Source organism: Brevundimonas sp. AVps5, assembly GCF_058681515.1.
In genome coordinates this window covers 3,030,842-3,047,969 of sequence record NZ_CM178740.1, presented here as the reverse complement: position 1 = coordinate 3,047,969, position 17,128 = coordinate 3,030,842, and the positions used below count along the sequence as shown (strand labels likewise).

The window sequence follows — 17,128 nt, the reverse complement described above, 5'->3', positions numbered from 1 at the left end:
ACCGTACCTCTCCGCTGACGTGTCAACCGCCTGTCAGTGATCGCCTTCCTGTCGTCCATCGCGTCATTTAACCTTGATCAGGTGAACGATGGGCTAAGAGTAACCGATCTTCACGGCTGCCCCCGTCCAGGGCACTCAGGGCTGAGGCAGCAAGCTTTCGACCATCTCGAGCAGGGGGGCCCTCAGCAACGGCTTCGACATCGTGGCGCTCGCACCGAACGCGGCCGCTGGTCTCAACAGGCTCGAGACGTCCATGCGGCCGCCGCTGGAGACCGCAAGGATCGGAAACTGCTGGTCCGTGCGACGAACCTGAAGGATGACCTCCAGCCCGTCCTTCTCTGGCATCAACATGTCGACGATCAACAGATCGAACGTCTCCTGGCCAAGGATCTGAAGCGCGACGGCGCCGTCGCAGGCTTCGGTGACGGTGTGGCCGGCGTCAGCCAGGTATGCACCGGCGGTTGCCCGGAGAATGGGATCATCATCCGCGAGGAGTATGTGCGCCATGCTCTTACGCCGCCTGCAATTCGACGGGCAGGGCGTCGAATGGAACGGGTCGATGGAAATGGTAGCCCTGAAGGTAATGGGCACCGGCGATCCGCAGGAAGGCGGCCTGTTCTGCAGTCTCGACGCCTTCGCAAACCACCTTCATGCCGAGGGCGCGCCCCACTCCGATCACAGCGTGAACGATGGCGGCGGAAGCGGTGTCGAGACAGCATCCATCGACGAAGCTCTTGTCGATCTTCAACGTCCGGAATTTCAATTCCCTGAGCGCATGCAGGCTGGTGAAGCCGGCCCCGAAGTCGTCCAGCGCCACGCCGACTCCTCTTTCGCCCAGCGCTTCGATCGTCTTGCGAGCGGCCGCCACGTCCAGAAGGGCTGTCTCGGTCACCTCGATCTCCAACCGGTCGAGCGGGAAGTTGGCCGCCTCCGCAGCGCCAAAGACCCGGTCAGCAAAGCCGGGCCTCTGGAACTCGGTGCTGGAGGCGTTGACCGATACGGTGACGTCCAGATCCCGCATGTCGCGGCAGGCGGTCGCAAGGACGAAGTCGGTCAGGATCTCGATGCCTCCGGTCTGTTCGAGCTCGGGAACAAAGACATCCGGGGCCATCCGTCCCGCGACCGGATCGATCCAGCGGATCAGGGCCTCGATCTTGCCCGCAGGCGCCCCGTTCCGATCCACGAGCGGTTGATAGGCAAGGTGAAGGTGACCGGCCTTGATGCCGGCGGAGAGCCTGTCGGCGATCGGCACCGGCCGGGAGACTTCGGATCCAAGATCGACCGCCATGGCGTCCATGGTGATGGCCAGCCGCTGTTTCAGGGATTCGATCGCAGAATCCGGGACGGGTTCACCCTGGCGCGCGGCCGCTTCGATGCTGGACGCTTCGCGCGCGACGGCCGAAGCGCCGAGGCTCAGGCTCATGGACTTGAGGGCGTGGGCGGCCCGGGACAGCGCATCGAGGTCGCCTCGCGCTGCAGCCGCCGCTGCGTCGCTCACGCGCAGGGGAGCATTTTCCGCGTACAGGGTTTGCACCCGCTCGACAAAGTCCCGCTTGCCGCTTTGCAACATCGCCAGAAGGTCGGCGCGAACGACCGCGTCGAACAGGTCCGCCTCATCCAGCGCGGGGGCCGGCGCGGCAGTCACGCCGCCCTGGCTGGTCTGTGCGAAAGCCCCGCAGTGCCGCGTAAGTTCGCGGACGATGTCCGGCAGCCGGAACGGCTTGTGAATGACACCGTCCATTCCGCAGGTCTTCCAGGCGTCGGCACCCGATCCGACGACGTGGGCGGTGAGCGCCACGATGACCGCACGAGGTCGACCGGATTGCGCTTCCTCGGTCCGGATCAGGCGCGTGGCCTCGAACCCGTCGAGCTCCGGCATGGATCCATCCATCAACACCAGATCGTAGTGTCGCGAACGGAGGACCTCCACCGCCTGCCGACCGTCATTTGCGGTATCGGCTACGATCCCCAGTTGCGAAAGGGCTTCTGTTGCGACCTCGCGGTTGACCTCGGAATCGTCCACCACGAGAACGCGTACGCCGGGGAAGATGACTCCGTCCTGGCTCGCGACCGCCGTCTGGCGAAGCATGGGCCGCTCGCCTCGGGCCATCTGGCCCAGAACCTCGAACAGGTCCGCGCGACGCAGGGGCTTTACCAGACAGCAGGCCTCTGGTCGGGTCGCAAGCACCGCCGCCGCCGCCGCCTCATCGTCGCAGACGATCACAGCGCCCGTGGCTGAAGCCGTCTGACCCGTGATCGCCGGGCCGTCGGCATGGTTTGAAAGCGCCCCTCCGAGGTCGGCCAGATAGAGGACCACCGCCGCAGACGTCTGGTGAGCGAGGCCATCGATCCGCAGCGAAAGCGGCGGCAGCGCGGAGTGGAATTGGTCGCCGGCTATCTCATCGAGCGGTACGGTGAAGGCGAACGTAGAGCCCTGTCCTACCGTCGAACGGAGGTCCCACTCCCCATCCATCGACCGCACGAGGCGATCACAGATAGCCAGACCCAGTCCTGTGCCACCGTATTTCCGTGATGTGCTCTGGTCCGCCTGCGAAAAGGCGGCGAACAGTTTGGGCAAGGTTTCGGCCGGAATACCGGGGCCCGTGTCCTCGACAGACATACGAATACGGCCTTCGGTCTCCCTGCGGAATGCGATCAGAACGCCCCCGGCCTCGGTGAACTTGATCGCGTTGTTCACGAGGTTGCCGACGATCTGACGCAGCCGTGTGGGGTCCGCCAGCACCTGATGGATATGCGGATCGACATAGACGGCCAGATCAAGCCCTTTGGAGGCCGCCTTCTCGGAGAACAGGCTGGCCACGTCCTCGGCGACTTCGACGAGATCAACCGGGACGCTCTCCAACTCCATCTTGCCGGCCTCGACCTTCGAGAAGTCGAGGATGTCATTGATGATGCTCAGCAGGGAGTGGCCCGACTTCGCGATGACGTCGGCATAGCGCTGCTGCCGTTGCGGCAGATCGGACTTCGCCAGCATGTCGCTCAGGGCGAGAATACCGTTCAGCGGTGTCCGGATTTCGTGGCTCATGACGGCGAGAAAATCTGACTTGGCCTCATTGGCGCGGTCGGCGGCGTCGCGTGCGACGACCAGCTCGGAGGTTCTGAGTTCGACCTGCGCCTCGAGGTTTTCCACATGGTCAGTGATACGGGCATCCCGATCTCGAATGCCCGACATCATGACTTCAAACCCGCTGACCAGATCCGCGATCTCCCCTTCCGCCTGGATCGACAGATCCGACCGGAAGTCTTGTGTGGTGTGGACCCGACGAACCATGGCGGCGAGCTCGACGATCGGTCGGCTGATCTGGCGTGCCATCCTCATCGCAACCACCAAACCGGCGACGACAGCGACAAGCGCGCCGGCCAGGGAGGTCCAGACCGTGGCTGCGATCCGGGCACGCAATTCGGGCACCCTGCTGAACAGGGTGATGGAGCCGACCGTGACGCCTTCATTCAGGACGGGCGCGGTAATCTGAATTGAGCCGGTCGTAAGTACGGACCACAACGACAACCGGCCGCTACCGCCAATCTCTGCATCGCTGAGCAGACGCGCACCCGCTCCAGTCTCGGCGAGCAGAGCCGTCGGCGTTTCGAGCCGGGCGTAGCTGACATCCGGCATCTGACTGACAGACCGGACCGCGAGGAACGCTCCCCGGCGATCACCCGTGGCGACCGAGTCCGCTGCGAGCGACCCGATGACCCGGGCCGTTTGAGTAAGCCTGTCAGTCTCCAGGGCCGCCTGACGGTTGAGGTCCATCCATACGGAAACACCGCAGCTGACGACGAAAGAGGTCAGGAGCGCCGCCAGGACGAGGCCGGCCAGTTTCCAGACGATCCCGCCACGAAGAAGATGTTTGGTTTCCGACACTAAGCTCTCGCCGCCCATCTGGAGTATTGTCGTTATACGCGTCGTTAATGACCTGACCCTTAAGGTGCTGACCAAGGCGGGGGTTGGCAAAGCCAGAAGGCCCGGGGGGGAGGCCTCGCATGTCCGGTTTCTTCTATGTCGTTGAAGACGACGTTCGCATCCTCTTCGTCGACGACGATCCGATCCTGCGCGAGTTCGCCCAGGTCAATCTGGCCACGGCCACGGCCACGGTCGACGTAGCACCCGACGGTCAAGCCGCACTCGATGTCCTGGGGCTACGGCAATACGACCTGATCCTGGTCGACCTCGAAATGCCGGTCATGGATGGCTACGAGCTGCTGGAGCGGCTGCGCGCCGACCCGGCGACAGCCCATCTGCCGATCATCGTGGAGACCGGTCGCGAGGACGTCCACGCCATCGATCGGGCCTACCGCGCCGGAGCCACTGCCTTCGTCACCAAACCGCTGAACTGGCGGCTGCTGTCTTACCAGATCCGCTTCACATTGCGGGCTGCGCGGGCCGAGGCGGCGCTTCGGACCGACTTCACCAGAGCCGAGGCCGCCTGAGCATGATGGGCCTGGTCTCGCGACTGTTGCGCCGCTTCTGCCGTGACGACCGCGGCCAGATCATGGTGATCTTCGCCCTGGGTGCGCCCGCCCTGCTCATGATCACCGCTGGAGCCATCGACCTGATGAGCGTCCAGGCCGCGCGGGGTCGGCTTCAGGACATCGCCGACGCCGCAGCCCTGGCTGGCGCTGCTGAACTCGGGTTGGCGATCAGCGACGAGGCGGCCACCTCGCGCGCCCTGACATTTGTCCAGTCCAACATCGATGAGTGGCGCGAGGCACCGACTGTCGTCCCCCGTGTAGCGGTTCTGGAACAGCAGGGACGCCGCATCGTCGAGGTCGAGCTTAAGGGTCATTCACCCTCGTTCTTCGCCAACATGTTGCCGCCCGGGGGCTGGAACTTCGGTGCGCAAGCCCAGGCCGTCGCGGTCGGCGTCACGCCGCTTTGCGTGCTCGTGACCGGCGAGACCCGGGACAGGGTTCTGAACATCAGGGACACGGGGCGTATCCGGGCGCCAGCCTGCATGGTGCATTCCAACCGGGATATTCTGGTCGATGGCGGCCGGATTGAAGCCTCCATCGTTCAGGCCGTCACCTCCGCGCGAGGATCGATCAGCCCCGTCCCCGGCACCGGCGCCGCGCTGATCGCCGATCCCCTCGTCGGTTTGGCGCTCGACGAGCCACGGCCTTGTCCCAAAACAAGGACGAGGACAGACGCCACCTCTGGCGTGATCCGGCTCCGGCCCGGCGTCCATTGCGGCGGTTACAGCATGGCTGGCGATTCCCAACTCATCCTGGAGCCGGGTGAGCACTGGTTCATGGGCGGACACCTGACGATCAAGGACGACGCCCGCCTTGGCGGGGTGAATGTCGTTCTGTTTTTCGACAAGCAGTCGAAGTTCGACTTCAGAGATCACGCCGAGGTCAACCTGGATGGCCGCAACACCGGCGCATACGCCGGCATGGTCATGGTGGCGACGCGGGACAACACCCAGGACTTCACCATCACCAGCGATCGGGTGGAAACGCTCCTGGGCGTGATCTATGTGCCCGACGCCAAATTGATTGTCGACGGGTCTGCCGATGTCGCGCGGGACAGTGCCTGGACGGTGATCGTCGCACGGAGGCTCCAGTTGAACGGGTCCCCGTCCCTCGTCATCAACGCAAACTATTCGTCCAGCACTGTGCCGGTACCGGACGGGGTCGGCCCCCGCGCCAACGGCTCACAACTGATTCATTAGAGCGAGGCCAGAATGTCATTGGAAGCTTCCGGAATTGAGGCCGCAAACGACGGCCCGGCGGCCGATACGGATCGACGGGCCAGCACAGAACGACGCGGCAAGGACCGCCGTCGTGAAGGCAACCGCGTCAACAAGGCGGCGCCTCGCAGGTCGCTCGTTCAGACCATCGCATTAAGCGCGGCCGGGATTTCCGCAACGCTGGCCGGTCTGATGGTCGCCGTCGGCCTGATCATGGAGGACATGGCCTGGGCCAATATCTTCGCCGCCGTCGCCGTTGTGGCCTTTTCGCTCCTGTCCTTCATTCTCGGCTGCATCGAACAGCGACTGGTCGAAATCCGGCTGGAACTGATGATGGCGAATGGCGGCGCGCGGCAAGCGGATAGGCGACAGGGCGACCGGCGCGGCTGACCCGGCCTTGAGACCGGATCCTGGCGGCCACCATCATGATGGTTGCCTTACACCCCGCCGATACGCCACCTGGAAGCCCCGCCTTCGATCGCGTTTGCAGGTATAGCGCAGGTCGGATTTATGGACGCGCCCACCGGAAGGCGCCGCAGCTCAGGGGGGTTGGAATCACCCCCTCCATCCAGACTGGGAAGGGGGTGGGTCGGCCGACTTTCGAAGCCGCCGGCAGCCCTCCAAAACCACGCCAGCACCAGGTTTAGCCGGTCGGCTTGACTAGAGATTTCGTAGTGCGGGGGTCAGGTGTTCGAGTCACCTAAGCGGCACCATCCTTCCCCTAGGACAGAGGTGTGGATCGGCGTCCAAAACGGATCCCTCGCCGTTTTGACCCCGTATATGATTTGAATGGCTATTCTGGCAGCGGCCTGGGTGAAACCGGCACGCCAGGGCCTCCCGGCCGCAGAACTGTATCCATTCCCGTCAGTCAGTTACCTGCACAGAGAGGGGGTTCCGCTTTGGACGCCGATCCCCACCCAGCCCGACGGCACTTGTGCATCGTCGCCGAATGGACTGAGACTGCGGCATGGCTTTCCTCGCCGACGCAATGAAAATGACCCTCGGCCTGCTGTTCAGGCTTCAGGGCTGGAGCGTTGAGGGGCGGCGGCCCGAGATGCTGAAATTTGTTCTCGTTGGTGCCCCGCACACCAGCAACTGGGATTTCATCTATTATCTGGGCGCTGCAAGGGCGCTTGATCTGGACCTGAAGTTCCTCGGCAAGGCGTCCCTGTTCCGATGGCCCCTGGGCGGAGCCTTGCGCGACCTCGGCGGCGTCCCGGTTGACCGATCCCAGGCGCGGGACATCGTCCGCACGATGGTGGCCGAGTTTGAACGCCGAGATCGGTTCATCCTGACGATCGCACCTGAGGGCTCTCGTGCTTCGAGCGATCGATGGAAGACCGGTTTCTACAACATCGCTGTGGCTGCTGAAGTCCCCATCGTCTTCGTTTCCATCGACTACCCTCGCAGACAGATCACGGTCGGACCCACCCTGTTCCCCGGCGGCGACTATGAGGCCGACATGAAGGGGGCGGCGATCTTCTACAGGACGGCCGTCGGCAAACATCCGGAACGCGCCTCGAGCATCCTGCGCGAGACGTCATAGCGTCAGGCTTTCAGAACCAGATTTAAACGGCACAACCCGACGCCCGTCGTTCGCAGGTCTGGCGCAGGTCTGGCGCAGGTCGGAATTCCGGGTGCTCCCACCGGAAGGCCCCTTGACCCGGGAAGGTCGAGACCACCCGCTTCTCCCGGACCGGGAAGGGATTGGGTCGGCCATATTTCAAAGCCCCAGCTGGCGCTCCGAACCCATGCCGACCTTGGGGTTGGCCCTTCGGTTTGACCGGAATTCGTCTTGCGGGGGTCAGGCGTTCGGGTGCCCTGGGCGGCACCACCTTTCCCCTCCCCGGGATCGCCCCGCGCCTGTACCATCGCCGTACGAATCAGGGGCTCGATCATGCGGTTTCACACTGTTCTGGCGATGACGCTCGCCCTGTCCGGGCCGGCGCTCGCCCAGGACCATGCCGACGAACACGGGGCGGCAGACGCGTCGCATGGGCCCGGCTGGGCCTACAGCGGCCCGAACGGACCGGACTACTGGGGTCGGCTGGATCCCGCCAACGCCGCCTGTGCGACAGGCCAGCAGGAAAGCCCGATCGATCTGTCCGGCGCGGTCCCGGCCGACCTCGGGCCGCTGGACATCCAGTGGCGGGCCCTGCCCGGCCGGGTGTTCGACACCGGCCATGCGATCCAGGCCGAGGCTGCGCCCGGCTCCAACCTGACCATGGGCGGTCGCGGCTACCAGCTGCTGCAATTCCATGTGCATCAGCCCAGCGAGCATCTGCTGAACGGCCACCGTTATCCGCTGGAAATCCATTTCGTCCATGCCGCCGCCGACGGAACACTGGCCGTGGTCGGGGTCTTCGCCGAACCGGGCGAGGCCAATCCGGTCGTTCAGACCGTACTGGCAGCCGCGGGAACCGACGAGAGCGCGGAGCGGCCGACCCTGGACCTGACCGCCCTCCTGCCCGAGGGCCGCGAGTTTTTCCGCTATGCCGGCTCCCTGACCACCCCGCCGTGCAGCGAGACCGTGGCCTGGGCCGTGCTGGCCCGGCCGATCACCGTCTCCGAGGCCCAGATCGCGGCCTTTGCCCGGCTCCACCCCGGCAATGCCCGGCCCGTTCAGCCCCTCAACCGGCGATTCCTGCTGCGGTCGGGGAACTAGAGGCAGGGGCCCACGACCGCCGTCTCTTGATCATATAAACATATCTTTATATGTCTTCGCTGAAAACCGTCCCTGCGGCTGTCTGGAGCGTCTCCCTTTGTCCCGTTCTTCCTTCCTCTTCACGTCTGAAAGCGTTTCCGAGGGCCACCCCGACAAGGTCGCCGACCGGATCTCGGACACCGTCGTGGACCTGTTCCTGTCCAAGGACCCCTATGCCCGCGTGGCGTGCGAGACCCTGACGACGACGAACCTGGTGGTGCTGGCCGGCGAGATTCGCGGCAACGGCATCATGGACACGGCCGGCGAATGGGCTCCGGGCGTCCAGGACGAGATCGAGGCCGCCGTGCGCGCCGCGGTCAAGGACATCGGCTATGAGCAGGCCGGCTTCCACTGGGACAGGTTCGAATTCATCAACCGCCTGCACGGCCAGTCGGCCGACATCGCCGTCGGGGTCGACGCCGCCGGCGAGAAGGATGAAGGGGCGGGCGACCAGGGCATCATGTTCGGCTACGCCTCGAACGAGACCCCGGAGCTGATGCCGGCCACCCTGCAGTACAGCCACAACATCCTGAAGCGCCTGGCCGAGGTCCGCCACGGCGGCGACACCCGCCTCGAGCCCGACGCCAAGTCGCAGGTCACCATCCAGTACGTGGACGGCAAGCCCGTCCGTGCCACCTCGATCGTCCTGTCGACCCAGCACGCCGCCGGCCTGTCGTCGGAACAGGTGGCCGACATCGTCAAACCCCATATCCTCGAAGTGCTGCCGGAAGGCTTCACCGACGAGAACACCGTCTGGCACATCAACCCGACCGGCATCTTCGAGATCGGCGGGCCGGACGGCGACGCGGGCGTGACCGGCCGCAAGATCATCGTCGACACCTACGGCGGCGCGGCCCCGCACGGCGGCGGCGCCTTCTCCGGCAAGGACCCGACCAAGGTCGACCGTTCGGCCGCCTACGCCTGCCGCTACCTGGCCAAGAACGTCGTGGCGGCGGGTCTGGCCGACCGTTGCACCATCCAGCTCTCCTACGCCATCGGCGTGGCCAAGCCGCAGTCGATCCACGTCGACCTGCACGGCACCGGCAAGGGTTCGATCACCGAGGCGGTTCTGGAAGACAAGATCCTGGGCCTGATCGGCGGTGCCACACCGCGCGCGATTCGCGAGCACCTGGGCCTGAACAAGCCGATCTACGCCCGCACCTCCGCCTACGGTCATTTCGGCCGCACGCCGGACTCGGACGGCGGCTTCAGCTGGGAAAAGACCGACCTGATCGACCAGCTCAAGGCCCTGGCCTGATCCCAATCGCCTGATCAATTGATCCGGCCGTCGCCGACCGTGCCGAGAGGCGCGGCCGGCGATTTTGCGTTATAGGCCCGGCCATGCCCGCTTCTCGACCCAAGACCCCTGGCGATCCCCTGCATCCTCGTGCGACGGGACCGCTACGCTCGTTCGGCCGGATCAAGTCGCGAGCGATCAAACCGCTACAGGCGGCCCTGTTCGAGACCCTGATGCCCTCCATCCGCCTGCCCGATCCTGCGGCCGGACCGATCGACGTCGCGGCCCTGATGCCGGAGGCCTCCGAGGTCTGGCTGGAGATCGGGTTCGGCGGCGGCGAGCATCTGGCGGCCCAGGCGGCGCGTCACCCGGCCGCCCTGATGATCGGCTGCGAACCCTTCATCAACGGCGTGGCCTCGGCCCTGCGTCACATCGAGGAGGGCGGACTGAAGAACGTTCGCCTGCATGCCGACGACGCCCGCGCGGTGGTCCAGGCCCTGCCGGACGGGTCTCTGGACCGGATCATGATCCTGTTCCCCGACCCCTGGCACAAGGCACGCCACAACAAGCGCCGCCTGATCCAGCCGGCCCTGGCCGCCGAACTGGCGCGAAAACTCAGGCCGGGCGGTCGGCTGCGGTTCGTCACCGACTGGAAGGACTATGCCGGCTGGGCGCTGGAGCGGTTCCTGGCCACGCCGGGCCTGGTCTGGCTGGCCGACGAGACCTCCGACTGGAAAGTCGCGCCGGAAGACCACGTCGTGACCCGCTACGAGGAGAAACGGCTCGGCGATACCGATCCGATCTTCCTGGAGTTCGTACGACCCTGATCGATCGCCGGTCGTCTGACCCCGGATTTACCTGTGTCGGGGCTCTTGGCGTTGTTGGTCTCTTTGGTCGCGACCTGGCGACTTTTTTGATCAATTTGGACTTGGTCGCAACGCCTCGAGCATGATCGTTTCTGGTGGACCCGCTTCGCGGGTCCGGCATGAAGCGTGAATCATGCTCTAGCTTCAATCTGGAGCCTGATTCACGGCATCAGAGGAATCGCGAAGCGAGTCCTCCTCAGCCGATCAGGCTCTAGCCTGACCTCCGCTGATCGGCTCAGGCCTGCCGGAAGCCCAGCACATCCTGCATGTCGTAAAGCCCCGGCCTCCGCGTCCGCACCCAGGCCGCGGCGGCGACGGCACCCTTGGCAAACAGGGACCGGTCGATGGCCGAATGGCTGAGGGTCAGGACCTCCGCGTCCGAGGCGAACAGCACCGTGTGCTCGCCCACGATACCGCCCGCGCGAACCGAAGAAAAACCGATCGTTCCGGTCTTCCGCTCTTCGGAGATGCCGTCGTAGGGGGCGCTGCGCAGCTCTTCCAGATCATGTCCGCGACCCGATGCGGCGGCCTCGCCCAGCATCAGGGCGGTGCCCGACGGGGCGTCGATCTTCTTCCTGTGGTGGGCCTCGGTGATCTCGATGTCCCAGTCGCGAGCATCCAGGCGCAGGGCCGCATGCTCGACCAGACCGATCAGGACGTTGACGCCGAGGGAGAAATTGCCGCTGCGCACGACGGCGACCTTTTCCGCCGCCGCCTGCAAGATCGCTTCCTGCCCGGGCGTGAAGCCCGTCGAGCCGATGACCAGGGCCGGACCGCCGCGCTCGGCGCAGATCCGGGCCAGGGCGACAGAAGCCTCCGCCGTCGAGAAGTCGATGACCACGTCGCAAAGGCTCAGGTCCGGCGTTTCGCCCCAGTCGAAGCGGACGGCGACCATGACGTCTTCGCGGGCATCGAGCGCCTGGGACACCGCGCGGCCCATCCGGCCGCGCGCGCCGGAAATCCCGACATGAAACAGTTCGCTCAAGCCTGAAGCCCCCCGGCTAACATCATTGCGCGTTCTCGCGTGAGGCCTTGGCCCCAGCCTCGGAAGTGTCTTCAGAGCCCAGGATATCCGCCCAGAACCGCTTGGCCTTGCCGGCGAAGGAGGAGTTCCGCGGGTTCTGGCTCGCACCGAAGGAGGCGGCCAGCTCCTGCATCAGCTCCTTCTGGCGCGCCGTCAGGTCGGTCGGGGTCTCGACGAACAGTTCGACCACCAGATCGCCGCGCTGGCGGCCGTTCAGGTGGGGCATGCCCTTGCCGCGAATCCGGATGGTCTTGCCGGTCTGGGCCCCGGCGGGCACCGAAACCGGGGCCTTGCACTCGCCGTCGCAGGCGGCGGACACCAGACAGGGCGCCTCGATCTCGCCGCCCAGGGCCGCGACCGTCATCTGCACCGGCACAGTGCAGAGCAGATCCAGATTGTCGCGCTCGAACAGATCGTGCGGGGTCACCGACAGGAACACATAGAGGTCGCCGCGCGGACCGCCGCGCGTTCCGGCGTCGCCCTCGCCCGACAGGCGGATGCGTGAGCCGTCATCGACGCCGGCCGGCACCTTCAGGCTGAGCTTGCGATTCTTCCGCACCTGACCGTGGCCGTGACAGGTCGTGCAGGTGTCCGCCTGGGACAGACGCTGGCCCTGACCACCGCAGGACGGGCAGGTTCGTTCGACCTGGAAGAAGCCGTTGGCCTGACGCACGCGCCCGGCACCCTGGCAGGTGGTGCAGGTGGTCGGTTTCGCGCCGTTCTTCGCGCCGGAACCTTCGCAGGTCTCGCACGTCGCCGTGGTCGGCACAGCGATCTCGACCTCGGCACCCTGATAGGCCTGCTCCAGGGTGATCTCGAGATCGTAGCGCAGGTCCGAACCGCGACGCGGGCCGTTCGACTGACGCCGTCCGCCGCCGCCGAAGACGTCACCGAAGGCGTCGCCGAAGACCTGTGAGAAGATGTCGTTGACGTCGTGGAAGCCCTGCTGGCCGCCGCCCCCGCCGCCGTTCACGCCCGCATGGCCGAACCGGTCATAGGCGGCGCGCTTCTGGTCGTCCGACAGGACGGTATAGGCCTCGGAGATTTCCTTGAATTTCACCATCGACTCTTCCGAGCCGCCATTGCGGTCCGGATGGTGCTCCATCGCCAGCTTGCGATAGGCGGACTTCAGGCCGGCGGCGTCGATGGTCCGCTCGACCGACAGCACCTCGTAATAATCACGCGCCATGCGCAGACGTCCCTAAGCCAACCCCGAACATTCCGATCACGTCTCTTTTTCCAAGGCGCAAGCGGGATGGCCACCCATGAAGGACATGGGTGCCAGGCGGCATGATGCAAGTTTCATGAAAGCCACGGTCCTCCCCTGGGTCACAGGGGAGGACCAAGACGTTTAGGCGCTCTTCTTCTGGTCGTCGTCTTCGCCCGGGACTTCCTCGAACTCTGCGTCGACCACGCCGTCGTCGGCGGGCGCTTCGTCAGCGGACTGACCGGCGCTTTGGGCGTACATCGCCTCGCCCAGCTTCATCGAGGCCTGGACCAGGGTGTTGGTTTTGGTCCGGATGTCTTCCGGATCCGTGCCGTCGCGAGCCGTCTTCAGCTCGGCCAGGCCGGTCTCGATCGCCGACTTCTCGTCCGCGCCGACCTTGTCGCCGTGTTCGGCCAGGGCCTTCTCGGTCGAATTGATCAGGCTGTCTGCGGCGTTCTGGGCCTCGACCAGGTCCTTGCGGATCTTGTCGGCGGCGGCGTTGACCTCGGCTTCCTTGACCATCTTCTCGATGTCGGCGTCCGACAGGCCGCCGTTCGCCTGGATCCGGATCGACTGTTCCTTGTTGGTCGCCTTGTCCTTGGCCGAGACGTTGACGATGCCGTTGGCGTCGATGTCGAAGGCCACCTCGATCTGCGGCATGCCACGCGGCGAGGGCGGAATGCCCATCAGGTCGAACTGACCCAGCATCTTGTTGTCCTGGGCCATCGGACGTTCGCCCTGGAAGACGCGGATGGTCACGGCCGACTGGTTGTCATCGGCGGTGGAGAAGACCTGGCTCTTCTTGGTCGGGATGGTCGTATTGCGTTCGATCAGCGGGGTGAAGACGCCGCCCAGGGTCTCGATGCCCAGGGTCAGCGGTGTCACGTCCAGCAGCAGCACGTCCTTGACGTCGCCTTGCAGAACACCGGCCTGAACGGCGGCACCCAGGGCCACGACCTCATCGGGGTTCACGCCCTTGTGCGGCTCCTTGCCGAAGAAGGCCTTCACGGCCTCCTGCACCTTGGGCATGCGGGTCATGCCGCCGACCAGAACCACTTCGTCGATGTCCGAGGCCTTGAGGCCCGCATCCTTCAGCGCCTTGGCGCAGGGCTCGATGGTGCGCTGGATCAGGTCGTCGACCAGGGCTTCCAGCTTGGCGCGGCTGAGCTTGATGTTCAGGTGCAGCGGGCCCGAGGCGTTCATTGTGATGAACGGCAGGTTGACCTCGTACTGGGTCACCGAGCTCAATTCCTTCTTGGCCTTTTCGGCCTCTTCACGCAGGCGCTGCAGGGCCAGCTTGTCCTGGCGCAGGTCGACGCCCTGCTCTTTCTTGAATTCATCGGCCAGGTAGTCGGCCAGACGGACGTCAAAGTCCTCGCCGCCCAGGAAGGTGTCGCCGTTGGTCGACTTCACCTCGAACACGCCGTCGCCGATCTCCAGGATCGAGACGTCGAAGGTGCCGCCGCCGAGGTCATAGACCGCGATCTTCTGGCCGTCGTTCTTGTCCAGCCCGTAGGCCAGGGCCGCCGCGGTTGGCTCGTTGATGATGCGCAGGACCTCAAGGCCCGCGATCTTGCCGGCGTCCTTGGTCGCCTGGCGCTGCGAGTCGTTGAAATAGGCGGGAACCGTGATGACGGCCTGGGTGACCTTTTCGCCCAGATAGGCCTCGGCAGCCTCCTTCATCTTGATCAGGGTGAAGGCCGAGATCTGCTGCGGCGAGTAGTCCTTGCCGTTGGCGCGCACCCAGGCGTCGCCGGTCGGACCCTTGACGATCTCATAAGGCACCATGGCCTTGTCCTTCGCCACGACGGGGTCGTCGAAGTTGCGGCCGATCAGGCGCTTGATGGCGAAGAAGGTGTTGGCGGGGTTGGTCACCGCCTGGCGACGCGCAGGCTGACCCACCAGGGTCTCGCCGCCGTCCTGGATCGCGACCACCGACGGGGTGGTGCGGTTGCCCTCGGCGTTCTCGATAACCTTGGGGTTCTTGCCGTCCATGACGGCCACGCAGGAATTGGTGGTGCCGAGGTCGATACCGATAATCTTGGCCATGAGCCTGTCTTTTCTCCGTCTGGCGGGCGATGCGGCGGCCTTATCAGAAAGCGCCGCGCGTGACCGCCCCCGTTTTGTTTGCACCGTGATCGCTGAGGGCGCTCACACGGCAGATTGGGTTCAAATACCGTGTAACCCCACGGATCGCGGGGTCTCTCGGGCTGGTCGGGATATGGGAAAGTCGCCATGCCCCGCAAGGGCTTGATGCCCTCTCCGGTCCAAATCAGACGGAGTCAGGGGTCATCAGGTGCGTTGAAGCCTCTGCTCGGGCACTCTGGTGGCTGATTGCGGGTCACGGGCCCGCCCGTCCAGGACCCCGATATGCGCTCCCCGCCTCGCAGGCCCCGTCTCTTCGCTCCGGTTCTGGCCCTGGGTCTGACCCTGTTCGGCCTGACGGGAACGCAGGCGGAGGCGCAATCGACGTCGAAGCGCGTGGCTCCGGCCCCCATGAGGGTCCTCCTTCGCCAGTCGAACGACGCCTACAATCGCGATGTCCGCATCCATAACCAGACCGGCTGGTCGATGACCTATCTCTACGCCTCGTCGGGCGGGGACTGGGGCGACGACCTGCTGGGTTCCGGCACTCTGTCGCCGGGCGAGAGCGTGGTGGTGACCATCGACGACGGTTCCGGTGCCTGCCGCTACTCCCTGCGTGCCGAGTTCGACAACGGCCAGAGCCTGCAACGCAGCGGTGTCAACGCCTGCCAGGTCGCGGACTACTATTTCACGCGGTAGGGATGAGGGCGATGGAGCCCTTCCCCGACCTCCCCGGTTTTCGCTACTGGCCCGGCGGGCTGGATGAACCCGCCCAGGCCGCCATGCTGGCCGAGATCGAGGCGGCCCTCGACATCGCGCCCCTCTATCGGCCGGTGACGCCGGGCGGAAAGCCGTTCTCGGTGCAGATGAGCAACCTGGGGCCTCTCGGCTGGGTCTCGGACCGTTCGGGCTATCGCTATCAGTCGACCCACCCCGGGACCGGCCTGCCATGGCCGCCGATCCCGACGGTCCTGCAGGGCCTGTGGGCGGATCTGACCGGCTGGATCGAGCCGCCCGACGCCTGTCTGGTCAACCTCTACCGCGAGGACGCCCGCATGGGCCTGCATCAGGACAGGGATGAGGCCGACCTCAGCGCGCCCGTCCTGTCGGTCTCGCTCGGCGACACCGCCGTCTTCCGGATAGGCCCGGCGGGCAAGGGGCCCACGCGGTCGTTGAGACTGGTTTCCGGCGACGTCTGCGCCCTGTCCGGCCCGGCACGGCTGGCCCGGCACGGCATCGACCGGCTTCTGGCCGGATCGTCGCGGCTGATCCCCGGCGGCGGGCGTATCAACCTGACCCTGCGTCGAGCGGCGTAAGGTCACGGGGCGGTGACTCGACGGAACCGCCCGGGCTGGTCAAAGTCCGCGCCGAAAATCGAGAAGGAAACGCCCATGACCGTCCTGATCCGCCCCGAAGGCCAGACCGCCGACGATTTCCGCTTCTCGCGCCGCGCCTTGGGCGGGCTGACGGCCGGAGCCATGTTCACCGGCTACGCCGTCGCCGCCCTGGCCCAGGAGGCCCGGCCGATCACGACGGACAGCGAGGGTCTGGCGACCGACATGGTCTCCTACCCCTCCGCCGATGGCTTCGACCTGCCGGCCTATCTGGCCCGCCCCGCCGGCGACGGTCCTTTCCCGGTCGTCATCGTGGTCTCCGAGATCTTCGGCCTGCACGCCTATATCCAGGACGTCTGCCGCCGCCTGGCCAAGGCCGGCTACGCCGCCATCGCCCCGGCCTTCTTCGTCCGCGTCGAGGACCCCGCCCCGCTCGCCGACATGCAGCGTATCCAGGCCATCGTCGCGGCCGCTGGCTACGAACAGGTCATGGGCGACATCAGCGCCACCCTGGAATGGGCCTCGGGCCAGTTGTGGGCCAACACCGACAAGGTCGGCATCACCGGCTTCTGCTGGGGCGGCAAGGTCGTGTGGCAGGCCGCGGCCCGGTTCGCCGCCATTGATGCCGGCGTCGCCTGGTACGGCCGCCTCCGGCCCAGTCCCACCGCCACGCCTGAACAGGCGGAAGCGGGCCGTCCCTGGCCGGTCGATCTGGCCGGCGACCTCAAGGGCGTGGTCATCGGCAACTATGGCGGCCAGGACCAGGGCATCCCCAACGACAGCGTCGTCGCCATGCAGGCGGCCCTGACCGTCGCCGGCGCGACAGAAAGCGGCATAGAACTCTATCCCGACGCCCCGCACGGCTTCCACGCCGATTTCCGCGCGAGCTACCGCGCGACCGAAGCCGCCGACGGCTGGGCCCGGCTGCTGGCCCTGTTTGAGGCGAAGCTGAAATAAGAA

General features: G+C 65.8%; 15 protein-coding genes. 10 read left to right on the top strand and 5 right to left on the bottom strand.

Annotation, left to right across the window (positions count from 1 at the left end; all coding sequences use genetic code 11):
* Positions 1-135: 135 nt before the first annotated feature.
* Positions 136-507: a response regulator gene (locus ACW18A_RS15460; RefSeq protein ID WP_492022595.1), complete on the bottom strand. Its 372-nt coding sequence runs from the start codon at positions 505-507 to the stop codon at positions 136-138.
* Positions 508-511: 4 nt separating this feature from the next.
* Complete coding sequence (locus ACW18A_RS15455) at positions 512-3,886, bottom strand: EAL domain-containing protein (protein WP_492022594.1); 3,375 nt, start codon at positions 3,884-3,886, stop codon at positions 512-514.
* 119 nt (positions 3,887-4,005) lie between these two features.
* Here ACW18A_RS15455 and ACW18A_RS15450 point away from each other — a divergent pair, with 119 nt between their 5' ends.
* From ACW18A_RS15450 to trmB, 7 genes are all read left to right on the top strand, one after another.
* Complete coding sequence (locus ACW18A_RS15450) at positions 4,006-4,452, top strand: response regulator (RefSeq protein WP_492022593.1); 447 nt, start codon at positions 4,006-4,008, stop codon at positions 4,450-4,452.
* Between the two features lie 2 nt (positions 4,453-4,454).
* Positions 4,455-5,693, top strand: a complete 1,239-nt coding sequence (locus tag ACW18A_RS15445) for a TadE/TadG family type IV pilus assembly protein (RefSeq protein WP_492022592.1) — start codon at positions 4,455-4,457, stop codon at positions 5,691-5,693.
* Between the two features lie 12 nt (positions 5,694-5,705).
* Positions 5,706-6,101, top strand: coding sequence for a hypothetical protein (locus tag ACW18A_RS15440; RefSeq protein ID WP_492022591.1), 396 nt, complete (start codon positions 5,706-5,708; stop codon positions 6,099-6,101).
* A gap of 577 nt (positions 6,102-6,678) precedes the next feature.
* The gene (locus ACW18A_RS15435; protein WP_492022590.1) at positions 6,679-7,257 is read left to right on the top strand and encodes a lysophospholipid acyltransferase family protein; all 579 of its coding nucleotides are present in this window, start codon (positions 6,679-6,681) and stop codon (positions 7,255-7,257) included.
* Positions 7,258-7,608: 351 nt separating this feature from the next.
* Positions 7,609-8,376 carry a carbonic anhydrase gene (locus ACW18A_RS15430; protein ID WP_492022589.1) on the top strand — a complete coding sequence of 256 codons (768 nt, stop codon included), beginning with the start codon at positions 7,609-7,611 and terminating at the stop codon, positions 8,374-8,376.
* A gap of 97 nt (positions 8,377-8,473) precedes the next feature.
* The gene (gene metK, locus ACW18A_RS15425; RefSeq protein WP_492022588.1) at positions 8,474-9,673 is read left to right on the top strand and encodes a methionine adenosyltransferase; all 1,200 of its coding nucleotides are present in this window, start codon (positions 8,474-8,476) and stop codon (positions 9,671-9,673) included.
* Positions 9,674-9,756: 83 nt separating this feature from the next.
* A complete protein-coding gene (gene trmB / locus ACW18A_RS15420) occupies positions 9,757-10,479 on the top strand; it encodes a tRNA (guanosine(46)-N7)-methyltransferase TrmB (RefSeq protein WP_492022587.1) in 723 nt (240 codons plus the stop codon).
* A gap of 274 nt (positions 10,480-10,753) precedes the next feature.
* Here the strand turns inward: trmB and dapB are convergent, their stop codons facing one another.
* The 3 genes from dapB to dnaK form a co-directional block, all read right to left on the bottom strand.
* Entirely contained in the window at positions 10,754-11,503 is a 750-nt protein-coding gene (dapB, locus tag ACW18A_RS15415) for a 4-hydroxy-tetrahydrodipicolinate reductase (protein ID WP_492022585.1), read from the bottom strand.
* A 22-nt stretch (positions 11,504-11,525) separates the two neighbouring features.
* Positions 11,526-12,731 (bottom strand): molecular chaperone DnaJ, encoded by a 1,206-nt coding sequence (gene dnaJ / locus ACW18A_RS15410; protein ID WP_492022584.1) that lies wholly within the window; start codon positions 12,729-12,731, stop codon positions 11,526-11,528.
* 162 nt (positions 12,732-12,893) lie between these two features.
* A complete protein-coding gene (dnaK, locus tag ACW18A_RS15405; protein WP_492022583.1) occupies positions 12,894-14,798 on the bottom strand; it encodes a molecular chaperone DnaK in 1,905 nt (634 codons plus the stop codon).
* 321 nt (positions 14,799-15,119) lie between these two features.
* Between dnaK and ACW18A_RS15400 the strand changes: the two genes are divergently transcribed.
* From ACW18A_RS15400 to ACW18A_RS15390, 3 genes are all read left to right on the top strand, one after another.
* On the top strand, positions 15,120-15,533 hold the full coding sequence (locus ACW18A_RS15400; RefSeq protein ID WP_492022582.1) for a hypothetical protein: 414 nt from the start codon (positions 15,120-15,122) through the stop codon (positions 15,531-15,533).
* Between the two features lie 11 nt (positions 15,534-15,544).
* Positions 15,545-16,150 (top strand): alpha-ketoglutarate-dependent dioxygenase AlkB family protein, encoded by a 606-nt coding sequence (locus ACW18A_RS15395; RefSeq protein WP_492022581.1) that lies wholly within the window; start codon positions 15,545-15,547, stop codon positions 16,148-16,150.
* 75 nt (positions 16,151-16,225) lie between these two features.
* Entirely contained in the window at positions 16,226-17,125 is a 900-nt protein-coding gene (locus ACW18A_RS15390; RefSeq protein WP_492022580.1) for a dienelactone hydrolase family protein, read from the top strand.
* Positions 17,126-17,128: the final 3 nt, after the last annotated feature.

What these genes read in the sequence shown, in the direction of transcription:
- ACW18A_RS15460 (WP_492022595.1), bottom strand. Translation starts at nt 507, where the DNA reads ATGGCGCACATACTCCTCGCGGATGATGATCCCATTCTCCGGGCAACC.
- ACW18A_RS15450 (WP_492022593.1), top strand. Translation starts at nt 4,006, where the DNA reads ATGTCCGGTTTCTTCTATGTCGTTGAAGACGACGTTCGCATCCTCTTC.
- ACW18A_RS15445 (WP_492022592.1), top strand. Translation starts at nt 4,455, where the DNA reads ATGATGGGCCTGGTCTCGCGACTGTTGCGCCGCTTCTGCCGTGACGAC.
- ACW18A_RS15440 (WP_492022591.1), top strand. Translation starts at nt 5,706, where the DNA reads ATGTCATTGGAAGCTTCCGGAATTGAGGCCGCAAACGACGGCCCGGCG.
- ACW18A_RS15435 (WP_492022590.1), top strand. Translation starts at nt 6,679, where the DNA reads ATGGCTTTCCTCGCCGACGCAATGAAAATGACCCTCGGCCTGCTGTTC.
- ACW18A_RS15430 (WP_492022589.1), top strand. Translation starts at nt 7,609, where the DNA reads ATGCGGTTTCACACTGTTCTGGCGATGACGCTCGCCCTGTCCGGGCCG.
- trmB (WP_492022587.1), top strand. Translation starts at nt 9,757, where the DNA reads ATGCCCGCTTCTCGACCCAAGACCCCTGGCGATCCCCTGCATCCTCGT.
- dnaJ (WP_492022584.1), bottom strand. Translation starts at nt 12,731, where the DNA reads ATGGCGCGTGATTATTACGAGGTGCTGTCGGTCGAGCGGACCATCGAC.
- dnaK (WP_492022583.1), bottom strand. Translation starts at nt 14,798, where the DNA reads ATGGCCAAGATTATCGGTATCGACCTCGGCACCACCAATTCCTGCGTG.
- ACW18A_RS15400 (WP_492022582.1), top strand. Translation starts at nt 15,120, where the DNA reads ATGCGCTCCCCGCCTCGCAGGCCCCGTCTCTTCGCTCCGGTTCTGGCC.
- ACW18A_RS15395 (WP_492022581.1), top strand. Translation starts at nt 15,545, where the DNA reads ATGGAGCCCTTCCCCGACCTCCCCGGTTTTCGCTACTGGCCCGGCGGG.
- ACW18A_RS15390 (WP_492022580.1), top strand. Translation starts at nt 16,226, where the DNA reads ATGACCGTCCTGATCCGCCCCGAAGGCCAGACCGCCGACGATTTCCGC.